We start from the raw sequence: 23,729 nt of genomic DNA on the forward strand, positions 1-23,729 counted from the left end.
GCCTTGCTTCCGGCCTCGCAGGCAGCGGAAACAGGCCGTTCTGGCCAGAGCCAGGAAGCTCCAGCACTTCAACAGGAGACTAGACCCATCAAACCCGGAAAGCCCAGCATTGAATCTGAAAAGGCAGACCCTTGCCCGAGATTATCCCCGCAGGAGAGCCATGATTTCCATTCTGGCGGTGGAATCCCGCAACCAGGTTCCGCGTGCGATGGATGTCACAGTGGTGGAGCCCGGCGAGCGGACACCCCGCATGCTCATGCACATATGCTCCGCTTCGATCACGACCAGAACGGCTTCCGGCGCCAGAATATCTTCCATACCCTGAGCAATCTGGTCCGTAAGACGCTCCTGAAGCTGCGGGCGACGGGCGAATCCTTCCACCAGACGCGCAATCTTGCTCAACCCCGTCAGGCGTCCACCGGCCGGGAGATAGGCGACATGTGCCTTGCCATAGACGGGAAGTAGATGATGCTCGCACATCGAATGAAAGCGGATATCCTTGACGATCACCGCTCCATGATGGCGGTCTGCCGAAAACTGCGTCTTCAGATGATCCCGCGGATCCTGATGCAGGCCGCTGAACACCTCAAGATACATTTTCGCCACACGCTGCGGCGTATCGAGGAGGCCTTCGCGCTCCGGATTTTCACCCAGTGCCTCAAGGATCTCCCGCACGGCCCCCGCAATCCGCACTTCCGCATCCTCGGGAAGCGGCAGGGCCTCCATCGGACGCAGTTCTTCGGACGAAAGGCTGTCCTGACTGTCCGACTGACGTGCCGTGGCTGTCAGGATCGTGGCGTTCAGGTTGTTCATGCGGGTTCAGGCTCCTTTATGCCCCAACGGCCCGTGCCGTCAGGGGCGCGCCGGATCACATCTCCGGGGCTCCGCGGCAGGACTGCTAGCGCGTCCCGAACGCGACGTCCACCAATGACGTGATCTGGATCAATTTCTGCAAGAGGCTCCAGCACGAAAGCCCGTTCGAACAGACAGACATGCGGCAGTGTCAGAACCCTATCCCGCACCTCCCGCGTTCCCTGATACAGCAGGTCAATGTCGATCGCCCGCGCGCCCCAGCGCACTCCCGGCATACGCCCCAGATCCGCTTCGATGGTCTTGCATGCCCGCAAAACCGCATGAGGTTCCAGCGTCGTCCATCCGGTCACACAGATATTGACGAACGCCGGCTGCTCGACCCCACCCCACGGCGCGCTGTCATAGAGCGATGACACGTTTGCGATTTCCAGCCCGTCCATCAGAGAGAGACGATCCACCGCCGCCGCAAGAACAGCCTCCCGTTCGCCAAGATTGCTTCCCAGCGAAAATGCCACCTCTTGAACCCGGGCCTGTTCAACGGCCACCGCCGTTTCCGACACAACATACGGCACCGGTGCGGAAGGCTTGTGAACTGCCACCCGCACCCACATCACCCGTTCCAGCCGTTCCAGAATAGTGGCGGCGATCCGGCCCGCTACCGTCTCGATGAGCGCAAGCGGCTGTCCCGTCACGATTTCAGACGCGATATCACACAGCGTTCCGTAACAGACCGCCTGTTCATAATCATCGGTCGCAATGGCACCGGAAAGATCCGCGCGGATCTCGATATCGACAACGAAACGTTGCCCGATGCGGGTTTCTTCCGAAAGAACACCATGATACCCGAACAGGCACAGATCCCGCACGAAAACAGATGTCAAAGCTGGCACGATCATGGGACACCCTTCAGAATCTGACGCATCGTCAGCGCGTCGACATGCTCGCGGACGTCATGCACTCTCAGCATCGTCGCCCCCTGCTCGACACCATACAGATGGGTCGCCAACGTGCCCGCCAGTCGGTCGGAGGTCGGACGCCCCAAAAAATGCCCGAACATGGATTTGCGTGAAACCCCGAGCAGAACCGGCAGATCATACTCGGCCCGCAGCTCTCCCAACCGCGCCACGGCCTCCACATTCTGCAACTGCGTTTTGCCAAATCCCACGCCGGGATCCAGCACTACCCGATCGCGTGGCAGACCGGCACGCTCAGCATGCTCCAGGGAAGTATCAAAAAACCGACGCCAGTCCGCTCTCAGATCCAGCGCTTCGTCCACAGCATGGCGATTATGCATCACGATAGCCAGCGCATCCGAATCCGCTACGACGGACGCCATGTCCGCATCAGCCTGAAAGCCCCATACATCGTTGATCACCATCGCACCCGCTTCAAGCGCCCGTCTGGCAACGAAGGCTTTGGTCGTATCAATCGAAACCGTCACGCCTTCCGCAACGAGTTCTCCCACGACAGGAGAAAGTCGCGCCCACTCTTCCTCTGCCGGAACCGGCTCGAAACCCGGCCTCGTGGATTCCCCCCCCACGTCCAGAACGTCTGCCCCGTCGGCAACGAGTGCCCGCCCGTGTTCCAGCGCCGTCTCGGGGCGCAGAAAACGACCTCCATCAGAAAAAGAATCGGGCGTGACATTCACGATGCCCATCACCACGATATTTCCCTTTTCGGGCTTGCCATATCGCAGCAGATCGAGTGCTTTCACCACATCCTCTTTCACTGGAACTCTCCCTGCTCCTTTCGACAATCTGTCACCAGCATAACGGAACATCTTCTTCCAATACCGGCCGCCCAAGAAAAAAACCTTGCGCTTCCGTGCAGCCCTGTTCCCGCAGATGACGGTAATGCTCGGGCGACGAGATGCCCTCCGCCGTCACGCCAATACCCAGATCCATGGCCAGTTCGATGACATTGCGCACCACGGCCGCACTCCGCGTATCCTGCAACATGTCCTGAATGAACGCCGCGTCCAGCTTGATCTTCGAAAAAGGAAACTGCCGAAGATACATCAGGCTGGAATATCCCTTTCCGAAATCATCCAGAGCAATCCGGATGCCCTTCCCCTCCAGTTTCCTGAAAGCCTGGCAGGTCTGTGATCCTGCCTCGAGCGCACAGGTTTCCGTCAGTTCGAGCTGGAGCCGCATTGGCTCCAGCCCCGTCCTCTCCACAACGGCAAAAATTCGCTCGGCAATATCGGGGAGAGAGAAATGCGTTGCCGTCATGTTTACCGAAACCCAGAGATCCTCCCGCCAGCGCTGTGCCGTTCGACAGGCGGTTTCCAGCACCCAGAAATCGAATTCCAGTCCGTGTCCCGTCTCCATGATCACGTCAATAACCTTCTCAATGGAGAGATGACCGTATGCCGCCCCTTTCCAGCGGCACAGCGCCTCAAATCCAATAACCGCTCCGGTCCGGACGTTCACGATCGGCTGATAAACAAGCATAAAAGCTTTCAGACGCAGCGCCTCACGCACATCCCGAAACAGGCTTTTCCGACGGATATCAGCCAGGTCATCGGAGGAATCAAAAATACTGTAACGGCCAACCCGCTCCCCACGTGCATCCCCAAGAGCAGTTTCCGCCGCTTCCACCAGGGCATCGCCATCTTCTGAACAGGCCACCGCTATGCCAACAGCGGCCTCCAGAACAATCTCTGAACCACTCGGCAGAAAAATCGGCCTGTCCAGCTCCGACAGGATGTTCAGGGCCATTGTTTCAAGGTCGGAGTACTTTCGTTCGGAAGGCACATCCACAGCGAATGCAAGATCCATGGGTCCATATCGGGCGATGAACGGCTCATCAGATACGATCCGCCCCACCAGCCCCCTCACCCGTGACACACTTTCCCACACCGCACAGGCCTGTTCCTCCGGAAGAAATTTACGGAACTCACCTGTTCTCGTGCCTTCCAACGAAACCAGAACCATTACAAAGACGCGGTGACCCTGCGTCATATCCAGCAAACGGTTCTGTAGCAGCTCCAGACACGCGAGGCGGTTCGGCAGACCCGTCAGGTCATCGATGCGCACGCGATGGAAATGCTGCTCGCTCAGCCCTTGCATGGCCGTAACGTCGGTCCCGACCCCCCGGTACCCGAGAAAAGCCCCATCTCTGAACAACGGCTGCCCCGTAAGCTTCCACCAACGGTCGCTCTTCGCCACCCTGACCGTGAGATCCCGGAAAGCGAGCTGGTGACCAAGAGAATGTCTCAGCCGATATGCCGGAGACAATCCACCTGATGAGGGAAGAGCGGTCTCTGGCGATAGATCTGACAATCCGACCAAAGCGTGGATTGTCCTGCCAGCAATCTGCGTCTCCTCCTGTCCCAGAGCCCGACAGAGTCCGATGGACGGATTGCGTAGAAGCCCGGTCTCATCCGTCTCCCACAACCATCCCCCTCCCTGCGGAACAGAGCAGCGCGTAAGAAGCGACAGAATATCCAACTTCTCCCTTTGCCGCAGACGAACGATCTGCGTGCGCCAGAGCAGCCCCTCCACAAGCCGGCTGGCACCGACAACGAAAAGCCCGCATGCCATCACCTCAAAAATGAACGACATCGTAAGCAGCATAGACCGGTGGAAGCTCCCCTCGATCACAGCTCCGAACAGCCCTGCGACAACCGGAATCACCATGATCTCGACAGCTCCACGAACCGGTGCGCAGAGCAGAAGCGGCGCCATGAGGCCGACACATACACCAATCGTCAGGAGATGGATCTCCTCCCGGTGCAGGCGGAACGCCATGATGACGAACACAAACCACACACTGCCCAAAATACCATTCAGTCCTCTCAGTGATCGCCGCACAAAGCGCGACTCATCGTCTGAAGGAAGACGCAGCTTTCGAAACCGGGGCTGGACGACAACCGACCAGATGAAGATCGGCCCATCGATACCAAGAACCAGCACTGCCGCCAGCCAGCGATCAGAAGCCCAGACGCCCAGTGCGGCAACCGTCGCACTCAGCGCCTGGGTCAACAAATGCCACGGCAGAAGCAGGCCAAGCGTTCTGAGATGTCGCACCATGACTGTACGACTCAGATGTACGGGAAGCCGCGAGGCAGAAAACGCGCGTCTCCCGCGCCATTCAGAAACACCTTTACGGCTCAGGATACAGAAGGTGATCCATCGCAGACCAAGGGAGCGGCGAAACCATCGCCTCACGACGCCATATCGCCGGAGGCGGACATCGTTCCTGAAGTCTGCCAGTCCCTCCTGACACTCCTCACCACTGGCACTGCCCCCGGCACCAGAACGTCTGTCGTCTGTCATATACCGCCATACCAGTGGAGCATATCGGGCGCCTGGCTCGCCTGCCGGTCGCATCGGCAAACATCCTGAATCCTGTAGACCATAACCACAAAAGGCCTAGTACGGGAACCTCGGCATCATCGTCGTGTTCTCAGATCCCTGACGACTTCCGTTTCCATAAAGGGAAGAGAAACGATGTCCGGTATTAACGACACATCTTTTGAAGGCGAGGACCACAAATACCGCGTGGCAACAGAACAGGCCCGAGCCGCGCTTCATGCACGCGATATCGGGGACGCTACTCTGGCAGAACATCTGCTAGACGAGGCCAGCCAAGGACCCGGACGCTGTGACCCATGTTCTGCAACTCAAAAATAACATTGGCTTCAGCAGAGCTCATGACGTCGCCAGGCCCGCTTCGGACGAAGACGCCACACCCTTCAACCGGATTCTGCCGCTCCTTCACCTGCAGGCATCGTCGACGGGAATGGCGATGCCTGCAGGTGAAGGAGCGGCAGCAAAAAGCACTGACGCCCCGCCGGGACAAAACTCTATCCCCTGCGGGCCCGGTCCAGGAAGGCATCCATCTGATCGGGCTCGAGCGCTCCCGGGGCAACCGCAGCAGTTCCGAAAATGAAGGTTGGGGTGCCATCAAGACCAACACTTCGTCCCTGATCAAGATTGGTGTTGATCAGGGCAATGGTCTGAGGCGAATCCATGTCGGCCGTCAATTTTTTTGGATCAATGCCGTTGGCTCTGGCGAGCTCGACGATCCGTTCCATGCTTGGCTTGGTGGTATCTTCCATCAATACCTTGCGCATAACTTCGTATTTGCCCTGGGCACTGGCAGCAAAAATGGCCCGTGTATCAAGAACGCTGTTACTGCCCAGAACCGGCACAACCTTTTCCACAAGCCGAACATCAGGATGGCGGCTGAGGAAACTGTCCACTTCGCCCATCATCGACCGGCAGTATGAACAGCGCGGGTCATAGAACTCCACAACTGTCAGCTTCCCATGCGGGTTGCCCCGGATGGCGAAATCGGGAGCGGTCTGCAATTCCGTCTGATGAGCCCTCACAGCAGCCAGTGTCGAATCCTGTTTCTGTTCCTCCGCTTTTTCACGGATGGAGCGAATGGCATCAGTGAGAATGCTCGGATCATTCTGCAGAGCGTCGCGCATGATGCCGACAATTTCCGCCCGCTGGGCCGGTGTGAAGGAAGAAGCTGGCGCACCCACTGCCTGACCACCTGTAAAAAAGGCCAGTCCGGCGACAGCGGCACAGGCTGTGGCAAGAAATTGATGTCTCAACGACGTGGCTCCGGATCAGCTGATTGGGAAGTGGTCCCAGAGACGTACGTCATAAAGAACGTCTCCGGTAAAGAGAAGACACCAACTCGCCCCTCCCACAAACCTGAGATTACCGTTATGAGGGAACGATAGCCGGATCGGATCCACGGCGCAGCGCTGTCTGCCCGAGCCCGTTACCCGCCAAGGCCACGAGGCCGGACAGTCGTGACCAGACATTGGAGAAACGCCAGGTGGCGCATCGTCAGCACCAGATTTCCAGCCCGGACGCCCAGCAGGGCCGTCGCGCGTCTTCCCGCTTTCCGGCCTCGCTGATGGCCACGGCCGCTTGCAGCCTTCTGCTAGGGGCATGCTCCTGGATCCCGGGGTCACATTTTATCAGCAGCAATGAAACTGCGGCTCCGTCCGGCGGCAGTATCGGCACTGTGGTTGCTGATGAACCCCAGGCTGCGCTGGTTGGGCATGACGTTCTGGCGCGCGGCGGCAACGCCGCCGATGCTGCCACGGCGACGGCTCTGGCGCTGGGCGTTACCCTGCCGTCCCGCGCATCTTTCGGTGGCGGTGGCGCCTGCCTGATCAGCCGCCCCGGAGAAACCGCACAGACGATCGCCTTTCTGCCTCGTGCCGGCACCAGCAAGGGCGGCGACCGTCCCGCAGGAACAGCGGCCAGCTTTCGCGGCCTGTATCTGATGCAGCTCCATTATGGCACCGTCGAGTTCAACGATCTGATTGCACCGGCCCTGAACCTCGCAAGCACCGGCATTACCGTCAGCCGTGCTCTGGCTTCCGATCTCGCCGCCGTTCGCCCGGCCCTGCTGGCAGATGAAAACGCCCGCGCCATTTTTGGACGTGGTGAGAGCGGCATACTGGTTGCGGGCGACAGTCTGGCACAGCCCCGTCTTGCCGGCTTTCTCGAGCGGATCAGGGTCGCGGGCGTTGGCGATCTTTACAACGGCGCCCTCGCCGACGTTTACACCACTGCGGTGCAGAAAGCGGGGGGAGCCATCAATGACGATGATATGCGCCAGACCCTTCCCCTCCAGACGGATGCACTGGTCAGCCGGCAGGGTGGAATGGATGCCTCATTTGTCGCTCCGCCCGCGGATGGTGGTCTGGGAGCGGCTCTGCGCTACACCACCGGTACGTCCGGACAAGGCGCAGTCGCTGCTTGGCGGGCGTCGTCAGGCGACAAGACACTGGCTGCAGCCCAGGCTGCCCTCAATGGTGGCCGCGCAGGCAATGGCAGCCTTCCAGCCCTCCCCGCTTCAACATCGTTTGTCGTGACAGACCATTCCGGAATGGCAGTCGCCTGCGCCCTAAGCGAGAACAATCTCTTTGGAACAGGCCGCATTGCCGGTAGCACGGGTGTCGTCATCGGTGCATCCCCCGCCCGTACGCCACAGCCTCTCCTGACCGCAGCCGTCCTTCGTGATCAGCGCAGTCTACGGGCCGTCATCGCTGCCTCCGGGCAGAACGAAGCTGCCGATGCAGTTGGCGATGCCCTTCGCACTGCAGCACGTAACACTCCGGTTCCGCATGAAGGAACGGGACGGCTCAATGTCATCCTCTGCCATGGAAACGATTCCTGCCGCGGCTCCACGGATCCGCGCGCAGCAGGCCTCGCCGCCGGAACCACGAACGACACCCACAACTGATCAGACAGACCCCGCAGTTTATTCCGGAAATGCGGGGTCTCTTCTGAAGCTCAATACAGCTACCCTGTAAAACTTCGCACCAGACTCCCCGCCACCAGAGACCATCCGTCGACAACGACGAAAAAGATCAATTTGAACGGCAAAGATACGGTACTTGGTGGCAACATCATCATACCGAGGCTCATCAAAACGCTGGATACAACCAGATCGATGACAAGAAACGGCAGATAAAGCAGGAACCCCATCTCAAAACCGCGCCGCAGTTCTCCAATCATGAACGCCGGAACCAGAACGCGCCACGGCGTGTCGGTAATCTTCGCAGGCGGCTTCTCATGCGCGATATTCAGGAACGTCGCCACATCTGCTGGCCGGGCCGTCGCAGCCATGAAGTCATGAAACGGCTGAGCCGCAGCCGTCAGGCCTTCCATTTCTCCGACACGGCCCGCCATCATTGGTTCGATGCCCGCATCCCACGACTTCTGGAGTGTGGGTTGCATCACGAAAAGTGTCAGAAACAGCGCTAGACCGATCAGAACCGTATTGGGAGGCGTTCCCTGGGCCCCAAGCGCACTGCGAAGCAGTGACAGAACAATGACGATCCGCGTAAATGCCGTAATCATGACCAGCAGGCTGGGGGCCAGCGACAGCACCGTAATCAGGGCCGTAAGCTGCACCAGACGGCTTGTGGTTCCTGCACCACCAGCGCCCCCGTTCTGCCCCAGATCGATACTCACTGCCTGAGCATGCGCGAGGTGAGGCGCCGACAGGCATGCAACAAGTACCAGTCCTGGCAGCAAAACACGGCAAATGCGGAAAATGTGCCTCATGCCATGTCCTCCCCAGCGGAGGCGTCGAGTGCCGAAACAAAGGTATCACGCTCTGTCCAGTCCATCATAAGGTCCTGATTACCGCCAGTCAGGAGAAGGATTTCTCTGCTTCCATACCTGACGACCGAAAGGCGACGAGTGCGATCAAGCGCCATCTGTCCGACAAGAGACAATCCCACCTGCCCCTCTCGCGCCCCCCTCTTTTTCTGCTCCAGAAATCGCAGCAGAGGTCGCGCGCAGAAGATCAGAACCACGATAAAAATCAGCGCGGCAATCGCGTTTACGCATTCATGCAGGGTCATCGGGCAATGTTCCTTTTCCCCGCCATGATGCCCGCCACAGGTTAACGTCCGCTTAATTGGGGGGATATTTTGAAGAGCGGCGGTTTCCCGGCTTCGAACCGACAGAATGGATGACCCGAACTCGAAAATTATTGTTCTGCATGCTCCAGAAAAGTTTCAGAGTTTCCAGCACCAAGGACATCGCCAATAGCGATGACCTTCACAGAAGGACGCTTCCCATGACAGAATCGGCCGCTCAGGCAACCATTTATTAAATATTCCCCGCCATCATGTTCATTACCGGACTTTTCCCGGCCCCTGCATGACGGAGACCCTCTCGATGCTCAACATCGACCAGACCAGCGCAGGCGGCACCGACCTCTTCTCTTTGGGGCGTGATCGCATGAACTGGCTTCAGGCGCGCCAGCAGGTGCTGGCCGGCAATATCGCCAATGCCGATACCCCGGATTATCAGGCAAAAGACGTTTCACCTTTCGAAGCCGCAATGGGTGAATTCGACATCACCCCCACCGTCACGCAACCCGATCACATCGGTTACAGCGCGTCAGGCACCCACACCATCGAAACAACGGCCGAGCAATCCCTCGACGGCAATCAGGTTTCGCTGGATCAGCAGATGGAGCAGGTCGCGGACGTGAACGATCAGCAGCATCTGGCGGTGAATGTCTATTCCAAATACCTGAGCATGTTCCAGACGGCGCTCGGCAAATAAGGGCTCTGACGCATGAATCTGTCCACCACCATAGGCATTTCCGCAAGCGGCATGGATGCGCAGTCCCAGCGTCTGCGCATTGTCGCCGAAAACCTTGCAAACCAGGATACAACCGGCTCTCAGCCGGGCGCCGATCCCTACAGGCGCAAAACCATTACTTTCGCCGAGCATGTCGATGACGAAACCGGCGCCTCTACGGTGGACGTACAGAACATCAGCCGGGACATGTCGGACTTCGATACCCGCTACGACCCCTCTCACCCAGCCGCCGACGAACGCGGCTATGTCAAGGTTTCCAACGTGGATTCCATGACCGAGATGATGGATATGCGTGAAGCCGAACGCTCCTATGAAGCCAACCTCAACGCCCTGTCGAGCACCCGGACCATGCTGTCCCGTACGCTTGACCTGCTGAAGTAACCCAGATGCTCACATCCCTTTCCCAGGCCCATAACGCCTATGCAGTCCAGAGCCTTCAAAGCCGGCTTCAGGACGTTACGGATACGATTGACGACGGTGTCCGCTCTTTCGGATCTACTGGCGACACGAGTTCAGGCACAGATTTCGGATCTGTCCTTTCCCAGTCTGTCAGCAACGTCATTGACAGTGGCCATGATGCCGAAGCCAAAGCCACGCAGGGCCTCACAGGCGCTGGTGACATGACCCAGATCGTCACCGCAGTCTCCAACGCCCAGCTCGCTCTTCAGACCACAACCGTAATCCGTGACCGGATGGTTCAGGCGTATCAGGACGTCATGAAAATGACGATCTGACCATGCAGGCTATCGATCTGGGCGCCATCCTTGAGCAGACCTTCATGGTTGCGCTCAAGCTGAGCGCGCCCGCTCTGCTTACCGCACTTGGGGTCGGGCTTCTGGTATCGTTGATCCAGGCGGTCACGCAGCTCAATGAGGCCACGCTCTCCTTTGTTCCCAAAGTTCTGGCCATTGGTGCTGTCATGGTCATGGCGGGCTCATTCATGACGGCGACCCTCATAACGTTCACCCGACACCTTTTCGACCAGCTTATTCTCGTCGGCGCCACCTGACCCACACTCTTACAGCCCGTCTTCGCCACTCTGTACGCTATAGGGAAAAGCACTGTGAACGCCGGCCTTGCCGACACTGTCGCACCATCCGCACTGCAGACACTGGATCTCAGCGGACCTGCCCTCAGCATCTGGGCACTTGCGTTCGTTCTGGTCCTGTCACGTAGCGGAGCGGTCGTTATGGTCATGCCGGGCCTGGGCGAGCAGTCCATGCCAATGATGATACGCGCAGGCTGCGCCATCACCTTGACTATTCTCCTGCTCCCGCTCGTGGCGCCCTTATTGACGCAGGCTCATCTGGAGACACTGACCCCACTTGCTCTTGGAGGAATGATCGCGGTCGAACTTTTTGCGGGGATCCTGATCGGCTGGATGGCACGACTCATCTGCATGGCCCTCCCGATTGCCGGTCAGATCATTGCTGTCTGCATGGGAATTTCGAGTGTTCTGCAACCTGATCCTGACCTTGGTTCAGGAAGCTCGGCACCAGCCAGATTCCTCAATCTTCTCGCTCCCCTCGTTCTTCTCGTAACAGGCGCCTACATCCTTCCAATTCGCGCGGTTCTGGGCAGCTACGCCCTAATTCCCCCCGGAGGAGCCCTGTTTCTGGATTTTGCAAGCAGCCACTGGAACATACTGGGAGACTCCGCCCAGGGCATCATTCAGCTCACAGAACGAAGCTTTGCTCTTGGTCTCGAACTCAGCGCCCCCTTTCTGGTTCTATCGGTCGTCTGGCAGGGCATGCTGGGCATTATGACGCGACTACTGCCAACCCTTCAGATCTATAATGCTGCCAGTCCGCTTCAGCTTCTGGGAGGCATCGCCCTTCTCGGGGCGACGCTGAGCACCATGATCACAATCTGGGAGGGGCAGACTTTCGACGTTCTTCGCGCTCTGCCCGGCCTGTAACCGATGTCGGAATCAGAAGACAAAACAGAAGCCCCGTCAGCCCAACGCCTTCAGAAAGCCCGCGACGACGGACAGATCGTAATGTCGCGCGAAGCCATGAGTTTCGTTGTGCTCCTCGGCGGTTTTACAGGCATTTTCATGCTTCTGCCCTATCTCACAGCCGATTTCGTGCACAGCATGCGGACTCTGATGGCCAACGCCGGAACAGTGCCCATGACACAGACGGGCCTTCTTACAGGCACGGATCATGCTATTGAGGCAGGCCTTTCTCTCGCCATCCCCATCGCGGCGACAGTCGCAGCATTCTGTCTCGCAGCAGGCTTTCTGCAGACCGGTTTTCTGATCCATCCAGGGTCTCTGCTACCAAAATTCGAACGCGTCTCCCCGCTCTCGGGCTTTAAACGCATAGCCGGAGGCGGAACCCTCCCTGACACTTTCAAAGCCCTCGCAAAATTCGCAGTTTTTGCGGCCATTCTCTGGAAAGTTTCCCGAGAGGTTATCCCGACAGTGTCTCGCATGATCGGACTTGAGCCTGGTCCTCTGGTCAAAATCATGATGGATCTGGGTCTCAAAGCGGCTGCCTCGATGATTGTGGCCCAATTGGTTATTGCCGGTTTCGATATCTTTTGGATGCGCTTTCGACATCTATCCAAACTGAAAATGAGCCGAGAAGATCTTAAGGACGAGTATCGCAACACGGAAGGCGATCCTCATGTCAAAGGCCGTCAGAAAGCCCTGCGCGCGAAAGCAGCGAGGCAGCGCATGATGGAGGCGGTCAAGACATCAACAGTGATTGTCACCAACCCTACGCATTACGCCGTAGCACTGGTCTATGAAAAAGGCGGCGGGGGCGCGCCGAAAATCGTCGCAAAAGGCGTAGATGCGGTGGCAGCCCGCATCAGGGAAGTCGCACAGGACAATCGCATTCCGATCGTTTCCAATCCACCGCTCGCTCGGGCACTTTTTACGCTGCCGCTCGACAGCGAAATTCCAGCCGAGCATTTCAAGATAGTCGCCGCCATTATTGCCTATGTCTGGAAACTGAAGCGCCCCGCACATTACGCCGCCCCTCTGCGCTAAACAGGTCCAGGAGCACGAAAAATACCTTGTATTATGACTGCCACCCCCTTGGCGTGGAGAACGAGAAGTATGATATGTTTGCCATGAGAACGTTTTGCGAACAGACATCGGGACGTTAAGCGACTTCATGCCTCTTTGCGTGCATGATCACCCGGTCTATCGTATCCCGAGAAGGCCAGCCCCAACCTATTGCGAGGACTGAATGGACAAGACCAAGGCGCTTGAGGGCGCACTCAGCCAGATCGAGCGCGCTTTTGGCAAAGGTTCCATCATGCGTATGGGGCAACGTCCCAAGGTGGAAACCAACGTCATTTCCACTGGCTCCATCGGGCTGGATATCGCCCTTGGAATTGGAGGACTGCCACGTGGCCGTATCGTGGAGATCTATGGCCCCGAGAGTTCGGGAAAGACGACACTGGCTCTCCATGTTCTCGCAGAAGCCCAGAAGAAAGGCGGCACTGTCGCTTTCGTGGATGCCGAACATGCGCTCGATCCGGGCTACGCCCGCAAGCTGGGCGTCAATATTGATGAATTGTTACTGAGCCAGCCGGACGCCGGTGAGCAGGCGCTGGAGATTGCCGATACACTCGTCCGCTCCGGTGCTGTTGACGTGTTGGTCGTCGACTCCGTAGCAGCTCTGGTTCCCCGGGCTGAACTCGAAGGCGACATGGGAGACAGTCATGTCGGTCTGCATGCCCGTCTGATGAGTCAGGCGCTGCGCAAACTGACAGGCACGGTTGCACGTTCCAATACACTCGTGATCTTCCTGAACCAGATCCGCATGAAAATCGGTGTTATGTTCGGCAATCCGGAGACCACGACGGGCGGAAACGCCCTGAAGTTCTATTCCTCCATTCGCCTCGATATCCGCCGCATTGGCTCCATCAAGGACAAGGACGAAGTGGTCGGCAATCAGACCCGCGTCAAGGTCGTGAAAAACAAGATGGCACCTCCGTTCCGTCAGGTGGAGTTCGACATCATGTATGGCGAGGGCATCAGCAAGATGGGCGAACTTCTTGATCTGGGTGTGAAAGGTAATATCGTCGAAAAATCCGGAGCCTGGTTCTCATTCGACAGCCAGCGCATTGGACAGGGGCGGGAAAATGCCAAGCAGTTCCTGCGTGAACACTCTGAAATGGCCGATGAAATTGAGCGCCGCATCCGCACTGAAGCCGGGGTCCTTGCCGATGCCCTGATGACTGGACCGGAAGGTGACGAGGAAGCCGACGAAGGCTGATTTTTCATTCTCCCAGAGAGATCCTTAGGGGTTTCTCTGGTCCATCAGGCTTTGCCAGCCTTCGAAATTCTATATTTTCATCCCTGTCCCACCAGTACACCACTTGCAAGCAGAAACAGGGTTGCAGCACCTGCGAGTATCCATAAAGACGTCGGAGGCTAGAAACAGGCGGGCAGAGGCAGACCCGTAACTACGCTTCCCTGCACCAGGGGGATATGACCGGGGTCGGTGGAACGAGCCATGGCATGCTCCGCCCCCTCACTGGCAGTATCAAAAGACAGCTACCCCATGGCGATCGTGCACAAAAAGCTGGCACCGCTCCACAAGATGAATACCTCAGATCGGCCAGTCGGTCGTATGCGAGCGGCCATGCCCAAGGAGCCAGAACCCGAACATTGGCGACACACTCACACAGGACACCGATCGCCCAGAGCAGTTGTCTTTCTGACGGAGCACAAAGGGGCCTGGCGATCCAGAAAACGGCGGCAATCAGCCCCCACCCGAGAATACGCCGGTATTTGCCGCGAGAGGGCTGGACGACGGCAGAGTGAGCAACACAAAGGCGGACCGTCCCACCTGCATGATGACATAGCACAGCGCGAATGCCAGCCCTCGTTCACCGAACGCTTCGGGCAGCGCCATCGCCCCGAACAGAGTCGTCCGCAAGGCACGGAGACACGGATCGAACCAGTTCGTCACCCAGCCGGTATATTGCCACGCCAGCCACGTCGCGAACCACAGGAGCAGAATCTGGAGCGCGCCGATCCATATTCAGGTGATGCAGCAGGCCGTGACTGACCTGCGTGACCAGGAAAACATAAATAAGGTCGAAAAACAGTTCTTCGTTTATGATCTTGTGATCTCCCGACTTGCGCATCAGTGCAGGCTGGGTCATGGGGTCGGTTTTTCGGCTGTTTCGAGGGAGCTTTTTCTAGGCCCCATTCAGAGAGCGGAGGACCAGTCCAATTCGGACGCAAAAAAGAGGACGGTCTCGCCGCCCTCTTTTCATACGGTTCTGAAAGCAGCTTGACTCAGGCTGTTGTTGTCACAGGGCAAAAACGTGTGCGAAGACTGTTCCACAGCTTCGATCCGCGGATGATCGTCCTTGCAATCGCCGGGGTCGTCGTGGGGCGCAGCAGCCGTGGATCATAACCTGCAAAGCGGCGGTCGTTCTCATCCAGACAGAGCTGCATGAGGTCCGGAATCTTCACGTCCATGGCCGTCATGTCCTTGGCGCCCGTCACCGTGAAGTTGTTATCCTGCGTATGTTCTTCGCCGTTTTCGTCGATGGAACGTGCCAGTCCCATCCGCTCGTAGGCCAGGAACAGCCATACGCCAATCACACGCAGTTCGAACCATGGCCGCTTCCAGAACGGCATGGTTGCCCGATGCCAGGCCAGCCAGTTCGCGAACAGCAGAATATGTCGGCATTCTTCCTGCATCACCGGCTCGAAGGTCTCGATCAGTTCCTGTGGGAACAGGCCGGCGCGTTCAGCAAGCGCGAACAGCCCGAACGCAAAGAAGCTGTCTACGCATTCCGAGAACCCCGTGACCAGATAGGCCCATTCGGTATCCTTCGGGGTGATGTATGGAGGCTCCGGCGCCATCGGGATATTATAGGCTTCGACCAGCTTGGACAGGACTTCCTTGTGCCGGTTCTCTTCCCACGCATTGCGTGAGAGCGCGTCCTTCATGTCGGGATCGGTCATCATGTCAGCATAGGCGGCCATGCGCAGACGGGCCTTGCCTTCGGTCTGGACAGCGATATCCCAGATCGGCAGCGACGTGATGCGATGGAGCGTCTCCGGGTCCAGCTGCGGCCAGTCAATGACGGACGGCTTGTAGGGATTGAACGTATCGCGGAACATCTCCGCGACGGCCCGTTTGTGCTCTTCCGTGCCAGGCTTGAGCGGACCCTGGATCGGGCTGCTCCAGTGGCGCGCTTCGTAGTCAACGCGCTCCAGCGTCTTCTCCGACGGCGCGTCGGGAAGATGGGAATAGATTTCGGCCAGATTTTTCATAACTGTGTTCGCGGCGTGCCGTAAAGGCACGCCGTGCCCCTTGGAGCTTGTAGTTTTTACTTGAGATCGTTCGCCGAGTGGATGATCCGGTTTACGAGACCATATTCGATGGCTTCAGGTGCCGACATCCAGTAGTTGCGATCGGTATCCTTGGCGACCTTCTCGTAGGTCTGGCCGGTTTCCTTGGCGAAAATCCGGTTCAGACGCTCACGCATCTTGATGATCTCGCGGGCTTCGATGTCGATATCCGTTGCCGGTCCCCGAACGCCACCCATCGGCTGATGCAGCAGGAAGCGCGTGTTCGGCAGACAGACACGACGTTCCGGACGACCGGCGGCATAGATCAGAGCACCGGCGGACGCGACCCAGCCGGTTCCGATCATGTTGATGGGCGCAATCGAATCCACGAAACGGATCATGTCGTGGATGGTGTCGCCACTTTCCACGTGACCGCCCGGCGAGTTCACATACACATCGATCGGCTTGTCGGACGTGCCGGCCAGCGCCAGAAGGCGACCGGTGACATCACGGGCGATCTTGTCATTGATACCACCGAAGATCAGGACTTTCCGCTGATCGAACAGACGACCTTCCAGCTCGCTGATCGGGCTGTTCGGCGTCTTGTTATCGTCCTCGCGGGTTTCCGGCTCCGGAGCATCCGGCTCGTCATCCAGGCGGGTCGGGGTCATTCTGGTGATGTCCATATCTTTTCCAGATCCAGCATGCATCTTCATACCCCTATCCTGCGCTTCGTTTTCATCGGTGCCAAGTCCTCCTTCCATCTCATGCAGATAGGAACTCTCGCCATCGCGGTTCCGAACCGCTAGTGTCCGCCGTATTTCGACATTCCAAAGACGGCAGGAACGGCACAGTGGCCCCAGGGAACAGCAGGCAGCCCATGACAGCGCCAACACGCAGAACCGCGGGGAAACTTTCCGCTCTCCTGCTGATGACCACACCGCTTCTGGCAGCCTGCCAGCATCAGGACATGACGGATACCGTAACCGGCTGGTGGCACGGGTTTGAGGGAGGCGAAATTGCAAAGCTCCGCGCCCCGCCACCAGGCGAAAACCTGCGTTATCCCCATGTTGGACGAACCCCGACACAGCCGCCGGCGCTGCCGACGCCTGAGGCCCGACTGGCGCTGACCACACGGCTTGAAGCCCAGCGCAATCTCGCGCAGCGGGAAAGTGCGGCCCAAGGGGCGCTGCCGACCATTCCGCCGCCTCCCACACCGACCCCGGCCGCCGTAACCGCAGCCAATGTGCAGCAGAGCGGCATGACCATGACCACAGTCGGGCAGCCTGAGGCGCCACCAGTTCCCGCAGCGATTCCGGCGACTTCCCCGGCGGCCTCGCCATCCGTTCCGGCTCCCAGCGCGCGGACGAACAAGCCTGCCCCTCCCCCCCCGGCACCGGAAGCCGAACTTCCCGCCGTGGTGGCGAAATCCATTCCTCCGACCCCACCCGGAGAATTCCCACAAATCGGGGATCTTCCACCCCCGCCGCCGCAGTTCCCCGGCTTCGACCTGCCCCGTGACGCAATGGTGAGCGATCCAATCCGCCCTGACATCGACACGAACACACCGGAAGGGACCCTGATCCGCTTTCAGCCCGCTACCGACCATGTCAGCGGTAATCCGCAAGGTGAGTATCAGCACATCGTCTCACAGCGTGGAAACCAGCGTCTGACCATCCGTGGCTTTGGTGCCTTCATGAGTGCGGACGCCGCGCTTGCACCCGCCGACCAGAACCGGGAAATCGCACTGGGGCTTCTCCGCGCGCGCGCAGTCGCCCGTGCGCTTATCGAACGCGGAGTTCCGGCCTCTTCCATTACCCTGCGGGGAGAAGCGATCGGCGATGGCGTCCGCGTTACCATCGGGGGCTGAAACCCTGCGGGGCATCCAGAACATGCCGGTCGCATGGAAGGATCATGTCGGGATCATTATGAGGCTGCGTGCAGTCAGGCTGTTCCACTCCTGAAAAAACCTGTCTATCGTCGCCCCTTCCTTTCACCCTCTACCCCAGAGCTGGTCATGACCGAAGAGTTCCACCGCATCCGCCGCCTGCCGCCCTATGTGTTCGCTGAAGTGAACAAGGCCAAGGCCGCCGCGCGAGCCGCCGGTGACGACATCATCGATCTGGGGATGGGCAATCCCGACAGCGCTCCCCCGGCTCACGTCGTGCAGAAGCTGATCGAAACGGTCGGCAATCCGCGCGCGCACGGCTATTCCGTCAGCCGCGGCATTCCAGGCCTGCGCAAGGCTATGGCGAACTATTACGAACGCCGCTTCAACGTCTCGCTGGACCCGGAAACCGAAGTCATCGCAACGTTGGGCTCCAAGGAAGGCCTGGCCAATCTGGCCGCTGCCATCACCAGCCCAGGCGATACGATCCTGGTCCCGAACCCGTCCTATCCGATCCACCAGTTCGGCTTCATCATCGCCGGAGCGTCCGTCCGTTCGATCCCGGCCACACCGGACGAGGACATGCTCCGTGCGCTGGAGCGTGCGGTCCGTCATTCCGTGCCCAAGCCGACGGCCCTGATCGTCAACTTCCCGTCCAACCCGACGGCGTTCGTCGCAAATCTCGATTTCTACAAGGAGCTCGTGGCTTTCGCTCGCCGGGAAGAGATCTGGATCCTGTCCGATCTGGCCTATGCGGAAATCTATTTCAACGAAAACGAACCGCCCCCGTCGCTCCTAGCCGTTCCGGGTGCAAAGGATGTGGCCGTCGAATTCACGTCCATGTCCAAAACCTACTCGATGGCGGGCTGGCGCATGGGCTTCGCGGTCGGCAATCCAAAGCTGATCCAGGCACTCACACGCATCAAGTCCTATCTGGATTACGGTGCGTTTACGCCCATTCAGGTGGCCTCCGTCGCGGCGCTGAACGGCCCGCAGGATTACGTTTCCGAGATCCGCGCCATGTACAAGGACCGCCGAGACGTGCTGCTGCGCGGTCTTCAGAGCGCAGGATGGGACGTGCCAGCCCCCGAGGGATCGATGTTCGCCTGGGCGCCCATTCCCCCCGCTTTCGCCGAGATGGGCAGCGTCGCCTTCTCCAAGCTTCTGCTCAAGGAAGCCGGGGTTGCGGTTGCGCCCGGCCTCGGGTTCGGGGAATACGGCGAAGGCTTTGTCCGGATCGGACTTGTCGAAAACACCCAGCGGCTGCGTCAGGCGACGCGGGCCATCAAGGGCTTCATGACCCGGCACGGCGCCGGTGCGGGAACCGCTGACCTTCTTGGAGCTGCATCATCGTGAAACCCCTGCGGATCGGACTGGCTGGACTCGGGACTGTCGGGATCGGTGTCATTCGTCTCCTGCGTGAGAATGCTGACCTGATTACTGCCCGGGCCGGTCGCCCGATCGAAGTCGTGGCCGTTACGGCCCGTGACCGCACCCGTGATCGCGGCGTGGACCTGTCCGCCATGCGCTGGCATGACAGCGCCACTGCTGTGGCTCAGGACCCGGAGATCGACGTGGCCGTCGAACTCATTGGCGGCTCCGAAGGGTCGGCCCGCGACATGGTGCGCACCGCGCTTGAACGTGGTTTGCCGGTCGTGACGGCCAATAAGGCGCTCGTGGCCCTGCATGGCGACAGCCTCAGCCGCCTGTCCGCAGAAAAGAACGCACCCCTCCTGTTCGAAGCTGCCGTGGCGGGCGGCATTCCCGCTATCAAGCTCGTACGTGAAGGTCTGGCCGCAGACCGCCTTCTCAGTGTCGGCGGCATTCTGAACGGAACCTGCAACTACATCCTGACCGAAATGCGCGCTACAGGCCGGGATTTTACCGACGTTCTGACCGAAGCACAGGCCAAGGGCTATGCTGAAGCCGAACCCTCCACGGACGTGGATGGCTGGGATACGGCCCACAAACTGGCCATTCTGGCCGGTCTGGCGTTCCAGCCTGTCACGTTCGACACGCTGTCGGTTCAGGGTATCCGCGATATCACTGCGACCGATCTGAAATTCGCAGATCAGCTCGGATATCGCATCAAGCTCCTCGGCATGGCCCGGCGGAACGAAACCGGCAGCGTCGCAGCCTGGGTGCGTCCTTGCCTTGTCCCGACCAGCGCGCCCATCGCAAGTGTCGACGGAGTCTTCAACGCTGTCTCCACACAGGGCGTATTCAGTGGCCCGATGACCATCTCCGGCCGCGGCGCAGGCGAAGGCCCAACAGCCAGCGCCGTAGTTGCCGATCTGGTCGATCTGGCGCGGGGAACCGCCATTCCTGTCTGGGGCACGACAGCGGTTTCAGGGCCTGTAGACTGCGCTGATCTCGCTGATTTGAACAGTGCATTTTATTTACGTCTGAACGTTCAGGACCGTCCGGGCGTAATGGCTGACCTGACATCTGTCCTTCGGGACCATAATGTCTCCGTCCACTTTGTTTCCCAGCACGATGCTGCAACAGGATGTGCCGACCTGGCGATTGTAACCCATCAGGTTTCTGAAAAAGCCATCCATGCCGCCACCACTGCGCTTGCCGTCCTTCCTGTCGTGACAGGAAAGCCGCTTGTGCTCAAAATCGAGGATCCCCTTACGTGATCGACCCTCAGAACATCCCCCCCTATCGCGTCACTGACCGCAACCTTGCCCTTGAACTCGTCCGTGTCACGGAAGCTGCCGCCATCGCGTCGGCACACTGGACCGGCCGCGGCCAGAAGAACGAGGCAGACGGCGCCGCTGTGCAGGCCATGCGCGCCGCCTTCGACACCGTCGCCATCGACGGCATCGTCACCATCGGCGAAGGCGAGATGGACGAAGCCCCGATGCTCTATATCGGCGAGAAAGTCGGCTCCGGTGGCCCGGCCATGGATATCGCGGTCGATCCGCTCGAAGGCACGAATCTCTGCGCCAAGAGCCTTCCCAACGCGCTGACGGTCGTAGCTCTGGCCGAGCGCGGCAAGTTCCTGCACGCGCCTGACATCTACATGGAAAAGATCGTCGTCGGCCCGGACCTTCCCGAAGGTGTGGTGGATCTGGACGCCTCAATCGGCAACAATCTCCGTTCGCTGGCCAAGGCCAAGAAGCGCAATGTCTCGGACATGGTTCTCTGCGCACTTGACCGCGAAAGACATGAAGAGATGATCGCCTACGCCCGCGAAGCCGGCGCCCGTGTGATGCTTCTCAGCGACGGCGACGTGGCGGCTGCCATCGCCACCTGCGTGGACGGCGGCGGCGTGGATCTGTACGCGGGATCCGGTGGTGCTCCCGAAGGTGTTCTGGCTGCCGCAGCCATCCGCTGCATGGAAGGCCAGATGCAGGGCCGCCTCCTGTTCGAGGACGACACCCAGCGCCAGCGCGCGCGCGAAATGGCGAACGGCCTCGACCCAGCCCGCAAGCTCTACCTGCATGACATGGCAGCTGGCAACGTCCTGTTCTCCGCAACAGGCGTCACATCCGGCCCGCTTCTGAAGGGGGTGGAACGTCCGAGCGCCACTCGCGCCCGCACGCATTCCATCGTGATGCGTTCAAAATCCCGCACGGTGCGCTATATAGAGAGCCATCACAGCTTCAAACCACAGGCAGAACCCGCGTCCTGAACGGAGAACCATGCTCGCAGACGATACGGGCGCCGTCCTCGGCGTAACCCGAAGTGCAGGAAACCGCCGCTGGATCTGGCGCGATCCCAGGCTGGCGGAAGCAGACAACCGACTGGCTCTCGCTCTCGCCCAGCAGGCTAATATTCCTGAACTTCTGGCCCGTATCCTCTCGGCACGAGGCGTCTCATCACACGACGCCTCTTCGTTTCTCAACCCCCGTCTGCGCGATGCCATGCCCGATCCTTCCTGCCTGCAGGATATGGATCGGGCCGCAGAACGTCTTGCACAGGCTGTCCGCAACCACGAGCATATCGGCCTGTTCGGCGACTACGACGTGGACGGCGCCTGCGGCACTGCCCTCGTCTGCGACACGCTTCGTGAACTTGGCTGTACCGTCAGCACCCATATCCCCGACCGTCTGACCGAAGGCTATGGCCCCAACACCATCGCCCTCGAAAAACTGCTCTCGGAAGGTGCCACCCTTCTCGTCTGCATCGACTGCGGCACCGCAGCAATCGACATCCTCAACGGCCTAACAGACCGTGCCGACATCATTGTCCTCGATCATCACAAACCCGACGGAGCCGCCCTGCCGAAGGGCATCGTGGTCAACCCAAACCGGCTGGACTGTGTATCGGGCCTGAACAACATCTGCGCCACCGCCGTCGCCTTTCTCACCATGGTCGCCACGATCCGCCTCCTGCGCCGCACCAATTGGTTCGACGGCGGGCAAGCCATCCCCGACCTGCTCCAGCGCCTCGACCTCACGGCTCTCGCCACCATCTGCGATGTCATGCCCCTGACCGGCCTGAACCGCGCGCTGGTCATGCAGGGCCTGCGCGTCATGTCTCGCGGGGAGCGCCTTGGACTGGCCACGTTGTCGTCCGTCGCAGGCGTGAAGGAAGAAGCCAGCGCCATGGCCTGCGGCTTTGCCCTCGGCCCTCGCATCAATGCCGGAGGGCGCATCGCACAGGCCGATCTGGGCCTGAAACTTCTGCTATCCGAAGACGTCGTCGAAGCGCGCGCCCTCGCCGAACAGCTGGACCGCGTCAACCGCCAGCGCCAGACCGTCGAATCCACAATCCTCGATTCCGCGATGGAACAGGCTCAGCAGCAACTCGATGCAGGCCATGCCGTCATCTTCCTACACGGTGAAAACTGGCACCCTGGCGTCGTCGGCATCGTCGCAGGCCGCCTGAAAGAGCGTTACAACCGTCCCGCACTGGTTGCAGCCCTGACCGATGGCGTCATCAAAGGCTCAGCCCGCTCGGTTCCCGGGCTGGACCTCGGAACCGCCATCATCACCGCCCGCCAGGACGGCCTCCTCCTCACGGGAGGCGGGCATGCCATGGCTGCCGGTTTCTCTCTCGCCGTAGACCGCGCCGAAGAGTTCCACGCCAGCCTGAACGCGCAGCTTTCAACCGCGCTGTCCCTTCCCAAACAGGACGCGCTGAAGCTGGACGGCATCATGACGCTGGCCGGGGCCTCCATCGCTGTGGCCGATCAACTCGCCCGGCTGGAACCCTTCGGCCCTGGCAACGAAGAGCCCGTCCTCGCCATCAGCAACGTCCGCTGCGTGAAAAGCGAGCGCATCGGCAAAGACGGCAATACCCTTCGCGTCATTCTTCAGGGCGAGGACGGCGGTACGCGTCTGCGCGGGCTGGTCTTCCGGGCAGGTGACAAACCCTTCGCCACATTGCTGGAAGAACGCTCCATGCCTCTGATCCATGTCGCAGGCACATTGCGGGCCGAAACATGGCAGGAACGAAAAAACCTGTCTTTTTTCATTTCTGACGCAGCACCCGCTTGACGCCCAGAGATCTCACGCTTATACACCCGCTCACGCCTCCAGTCCCGTTCGTCTAGAGGCCTAGGACACTGCCCTTTCACGGCGGCAACACGGGTTCGAATCCCGTACGGGACACCAAATTTTTTTTGGTAATGATACCAGCAATTTAGAGCTGTATCGGGCGCCAAAACAAAAAAATTAAGTAGCGATTTTGGACCAATTCT

The 23,729-nt window shown here is 59.5% G+C and carries 24 protein-coding genes and 1 tRNA gene; 14 read left to right on the plus strand and 11 right to left on the minus strand.

The window, feature by feature from the left end:
- Positions 1-141: 141 nt before the first annotated feature.
- The 5 genes from folE to GKA01_RS09750 all read right to left on the minus strand — a co-directional run bounded on the left by folE (position 142) and on the right by GKA01_RS09750 (position 6,382).
- On the minus strand, positions 142-813 hold the full coding sequence (gene folE / locus GKA01_RS09730) for a GTP cyclohydrolase I FolE (RefSeq protein ID WP_146862146.1): 672 nt from the start codon (positions 811-813) through the stop codon (positions 142-144).
- Entirely contained in the window at positions 810-1,709 is a 900-nt protein-coding gene (gene folB, locus GKA01_RS09735; protein ID WP_146862149.1) for a dihydroneopterin aldolase, read from the minus strand. Before folB ends, folE begins: the two co-directional genes overlap by 4 nt.
- Entirely contained in the window at positions 1,706-2,542 is an 837-nt protein-coding gene (gene folP / locus GKA01_RS09740) for a dihydropteroate synthase (protein ID WP_244289194.1), read from the minus strand. The genes folB and folP overlap by 4 nt, the downstream gene beginning before the upstream one ends.
- 31 nt (positions 2,543-2,573) lie before the next feature.
- Positions 2,574-5,093, minus strand: coding sequence for a putative bifunctional diguanylate cyclase/phosphodiesterase (locus GKA01_RS09745; RefSeq protein ID WP_167506352.1), 2,520 nt, complete (start codon positions 5,091-5,093; stop codon positions 2,574-2,576).
- 530 nt (positions 5,094-5,623) lie between these two features.
- The gene (locus tag GKA01_RS09750) at positions 5,624-6,382 is read right to left on the minus strand and encodes a DsbA family protein (RefSeq protein ID WP_146862158.1); all 759 of its coding nucleotides are present in this window, start codon (positions 6,380-6,382) and stop codon (positions 5,624-5,626) included.
- A gap of 230 nt (positions 6,383-6,612) precedes the next feature.
- On the opposite strand from GKA01_RS09750, the gene GKA01_RS09755 reads away from it, so the two are divergent.
- Positions 6,613-8,034, plus strand: coding sequence for a gamma-glutamyltransferase (locus tag GKA01_RS09755; protein WP_194265787.1), 1,422 nt, complete (start codon positions 6,613-6,615; stop codon positions 8,032-8,034).
- 59 nt (positions 8,035-8,093) lie between these two features.
- On the opposite strand, the gene fliP is transcribed toward GKA01_RS09755, so the two are convergent.
- The gene (gene fliP / locus GKA01_RS09760) at positions 8,094-8,861 is read right to left on the minus strand and encodes a flagellar type III secretion system pore protein FliP (protein ID WP_228119743.1); all 768 of its coding nucleotides are present in this window, start codon (positions 8,859-8,861) and stop codon (positions 8,094-8,096) included.
- A complete protein-coding gene (locus GKA01_RS09765; RefSeq protein WP_146862165.1) occupies positions 8,858-9,163 on the minus strand; it encodes a hypothetical protein in 306 nt (101 codons plus the stop codon). The genes fliP and GKA01_RS09765 overlap by 4 nt, the downstream gene beginning before the upstream one ends.
- A 301-nt stretch (positions 9,164-9,464) precedes the next feature.
- Between GKA01_RS09765 and GKA01_RS09770 the strand changes: the two genes are divergently transcribed.
- The 7 genes from GKA01_RS09770 (at position 9,465) to recA (ending at position 14,149) form a co-directional block, all read left to right on the plus strand.
- A complete protein-coding gene (locus tag GKA01_RS09770) occupies positions 9,465-9,875 on the plus strand; it encodes a flagellar basal body rod protein FlgB (RefSeq protein WP_228119744.1) in 411 nt (136 codons plus the stop codon).
- A 12-nt stretch (positions 9,876-9,887) separates the two neighbouring features.
- Positions 9,888-10,295 carry a flagellar basal body rod protein FlgC gene (gene flgC / locus GKA01_RS09775; RefSeq protein WP_146862168.1) on the plus strand — a complete coding sequence of 136 codons (408 nt, stop codon included), beginning with the start codon at positions 9,888-9,890 and terminating at the stop codon, positions 10,293-10,295.
- Positions 10,296-10,300: 5 nt separating this feature from the next.
- The gene (gene fliE / locus GKA01_RS09780) at positions 10,301-10,648 is read left to right on the plus strand and encodes a flagellar hook-basal body complex protein FliE (protein WP_146862171.1); all 348 of its coding nucleotides are present in this window, start codon (positions 10,301-10,303) and stop codon (positions 10,646-10,648) included.
- A 2-nt stretch (positions 10,649-10,650) separates the two neighbouring features.
- Positions 10,651-10,923, plus strand: a complete 273-nt coding sequence (locus tag GKA01_RS09785; protein ID WP_146862174.1) for a flagellar biosynthetic protein FliQ — start codon at positions 10,651-10,653, stop codon at positions 10,921-10,923.
- Between the two features lie 54 nt (positions 10,924-10,977).
- On the plus strand, positions 10,978-11,832 hold the full coding sequence (locus tag GKA01_RS09790) for a flagellar biosynthetic protein FliR (RefSeq protein WP_146862177.1): 855 nt from the start codon (positions 10,978-10,980) through the stop codon (positions 11,830-11,832).
- Between the two features lie 3 nt (positions 11,833-11,835).
- Positions 11,836-12,912, plus strand: coding sequence for an EscU/YscU/HrcU family type III secretion system export apparatus switch protein (locus GKA01_RS09795; RefSeq protein ID WP_146862180.1), 1,077 nt, complete (start codon positions 11,836-11,838; stop codon positions 12,910-12,912).
- A gap of 202 nt (positions 12,913-13,114) precedes the next feature.
- Positions 13,115-14,149 carry a recombinase RecA gene (gene recA / locus GKA01_RS09800; protein ID WP_146862183.1) on the plus strand — a complete coding sequence of 345 codons (1,035 nt, stop codon included), beginning with the start codon at positions 13,115-13,117 and terminating at the stop codon, positions 14,147-14,149.
- 489 nt (positions 14,150-14,638) lie between these two features.
- Here the strand turns inward: recA and GKA01_RS13820 are convergent, their stop codons facing one another.
- The 4 genes from GKA01_RS13820 to GKA01_RS09815 all read right to left on the minus strand — a co-directional run bounded on the left by GKA01_RS13820 (position 14,639) and on the right by GKA01_RS09815 (position 16,904).
- A complete protein-coding gene (locus GKA01_RS13820; RefSeq protein ID WP_228119781.1) occupies positions 14,639-14,872 on the minus strand; it encodes a low temperature requirement protein A in 234 nt (77 codons plus the stop codon).
- The gene (locus GKA01_RS13825; protein WP_228119745.1) at positions 14,766-15,044 is read right to left on the minus strand and encodes a low temperature requirement protein A; all 279 of its coding nucleotides are present in this window, start codon (positions 15,042-15,044) and stop codon (positions 14,766-14,768) included. The genes GKA01_RS13820 and GKA01_RS13825 overlap by 107 nt, the downstream gene beginning before the upstream one ends.
- A 136-nt stretch (positions 15,045-15,180) precedes the next feature.
- Positions 15,181-16,170 carry a ferritin family protein gene (locus GKA01_RS09810; RefSeq protein WP_146862186.1) on the minus strand — a complete coding sequence of 330 codons (990 nt, stop codon included), beginning with the start codon at positions 16,168-16,170 and terminating at the stop codon, positions 15,181-15,183.
- Positions 16,171-16,226: 56 nt separating this feature from the next.
- On the minus strand, positions 16,227-16,904 hold the full coding sequence (locus tag GKA01_RS09815; RefSeq protein ID WP_146862190.1) for an ATP-dependent Clp protease proteolytic subunit: 678 nt from the start codon (positions 16,902-16,904) through the stop codon (positions 16,227-16,229).
- Between the two features lie 164 nt (positions 16,905-17,068).
- Between GKA01_RS09815 and GKA01_RS09820 the strand changes: the two genes are divergently transcribed.
- The 6 genes from GKA01_RS09820 to GKA01_RS09845 all read left to right on the plus strand — a co-directional run bounded on the left by GKA01_RS09820 (position 17,069) and on the right by GKA01_RS09845 (position 23,643).
- The gene (locus GKA01_RS09820; protein ID WP_146862193.1) at positions 17,069-18,058 is read left to right on the plus strand and encodes an OmpA family protein; all 990 of its coding nucleotides are present in this window, start codon (positions 17,069-17,071) and stop codon (positions 18,056-18,058) included.
- 147 nt (positions 18,059-18,205) lie between these two features.
- Positions 18,206-19,432, plus strand: a complete 1,227-nt coding sequence (locus tag GKA01_RS09825; protein WP_146862196.1) for an LL-diaminopimelate aminotransferase — start codon at positions 18,206-18,208, stop codon at positions 19,430-19,432.
- Positions 19,429-20,718 carry a homoserine dehydrogenase gene (locus tag GKA01_RS09830; RefSeq protein WP_146862199.1) on the plus strand — a complete coding sequence of 430 codons (1,290 nt, stop codon included), beginning with the start codon at positions 19,429-19,431 and terminating at the stop codon, positions 20,716-20,718. The genes GKA01_RS09825 and GKA01_RS09830 overlap by 4 nt, the downstream gene beginning before the upstream one ends.
- The gene (gene glpX / locus GKA01_RS09835; RefSeq protein WP_146862202.1) at positions 20,715-21,716 is read left to right on the plus strand and encodes a class II fructose-bisphosphatase; all 1,002 of its coding nucleotides are present in this window, start codon (positions 20,715-20,717) and stop codon (positions 21,714-21,716) included. The genes GKA01_RS09830 and glpX overlap by 4 nt, the downstream gene beginning before the upstream one ends.
- Before the next feature lie 10 nt (positions 21,717-21,726).
- The gene (gene recJ, locus GKA01_RS09840; protein WP_146862205.1) at positions 21,727-23,526 is read left to right on the plus strand and encodes a single-stranded-DNA-specific exonuclease RecJ; all 1,800 of its coding nucleotides are present in this window, start codon (positions 21,727-21,729) and stop codon (positions 23,524-23,526) included.
- Between the two features lie 41 nt (positions 23,527-23,567).
- Positions 23,568-23,643 (plus strand) — tRNA-Glu (locus tag GKA01_RS09845).
- Positions 23,644-23,729 lie beyond the last annotated feature (86 nt).

Source organism: Gluconobacter kanchanaburiensis NBRC 103587 (assembly GCF_007988905.1).
GTDB lineage: Bacteria > Pseudomonadota > Alphaproteobacteria > Acetobacterales > Acetobacteraceae > Gluconobacter > Gluconobacter kanchanaburiensis.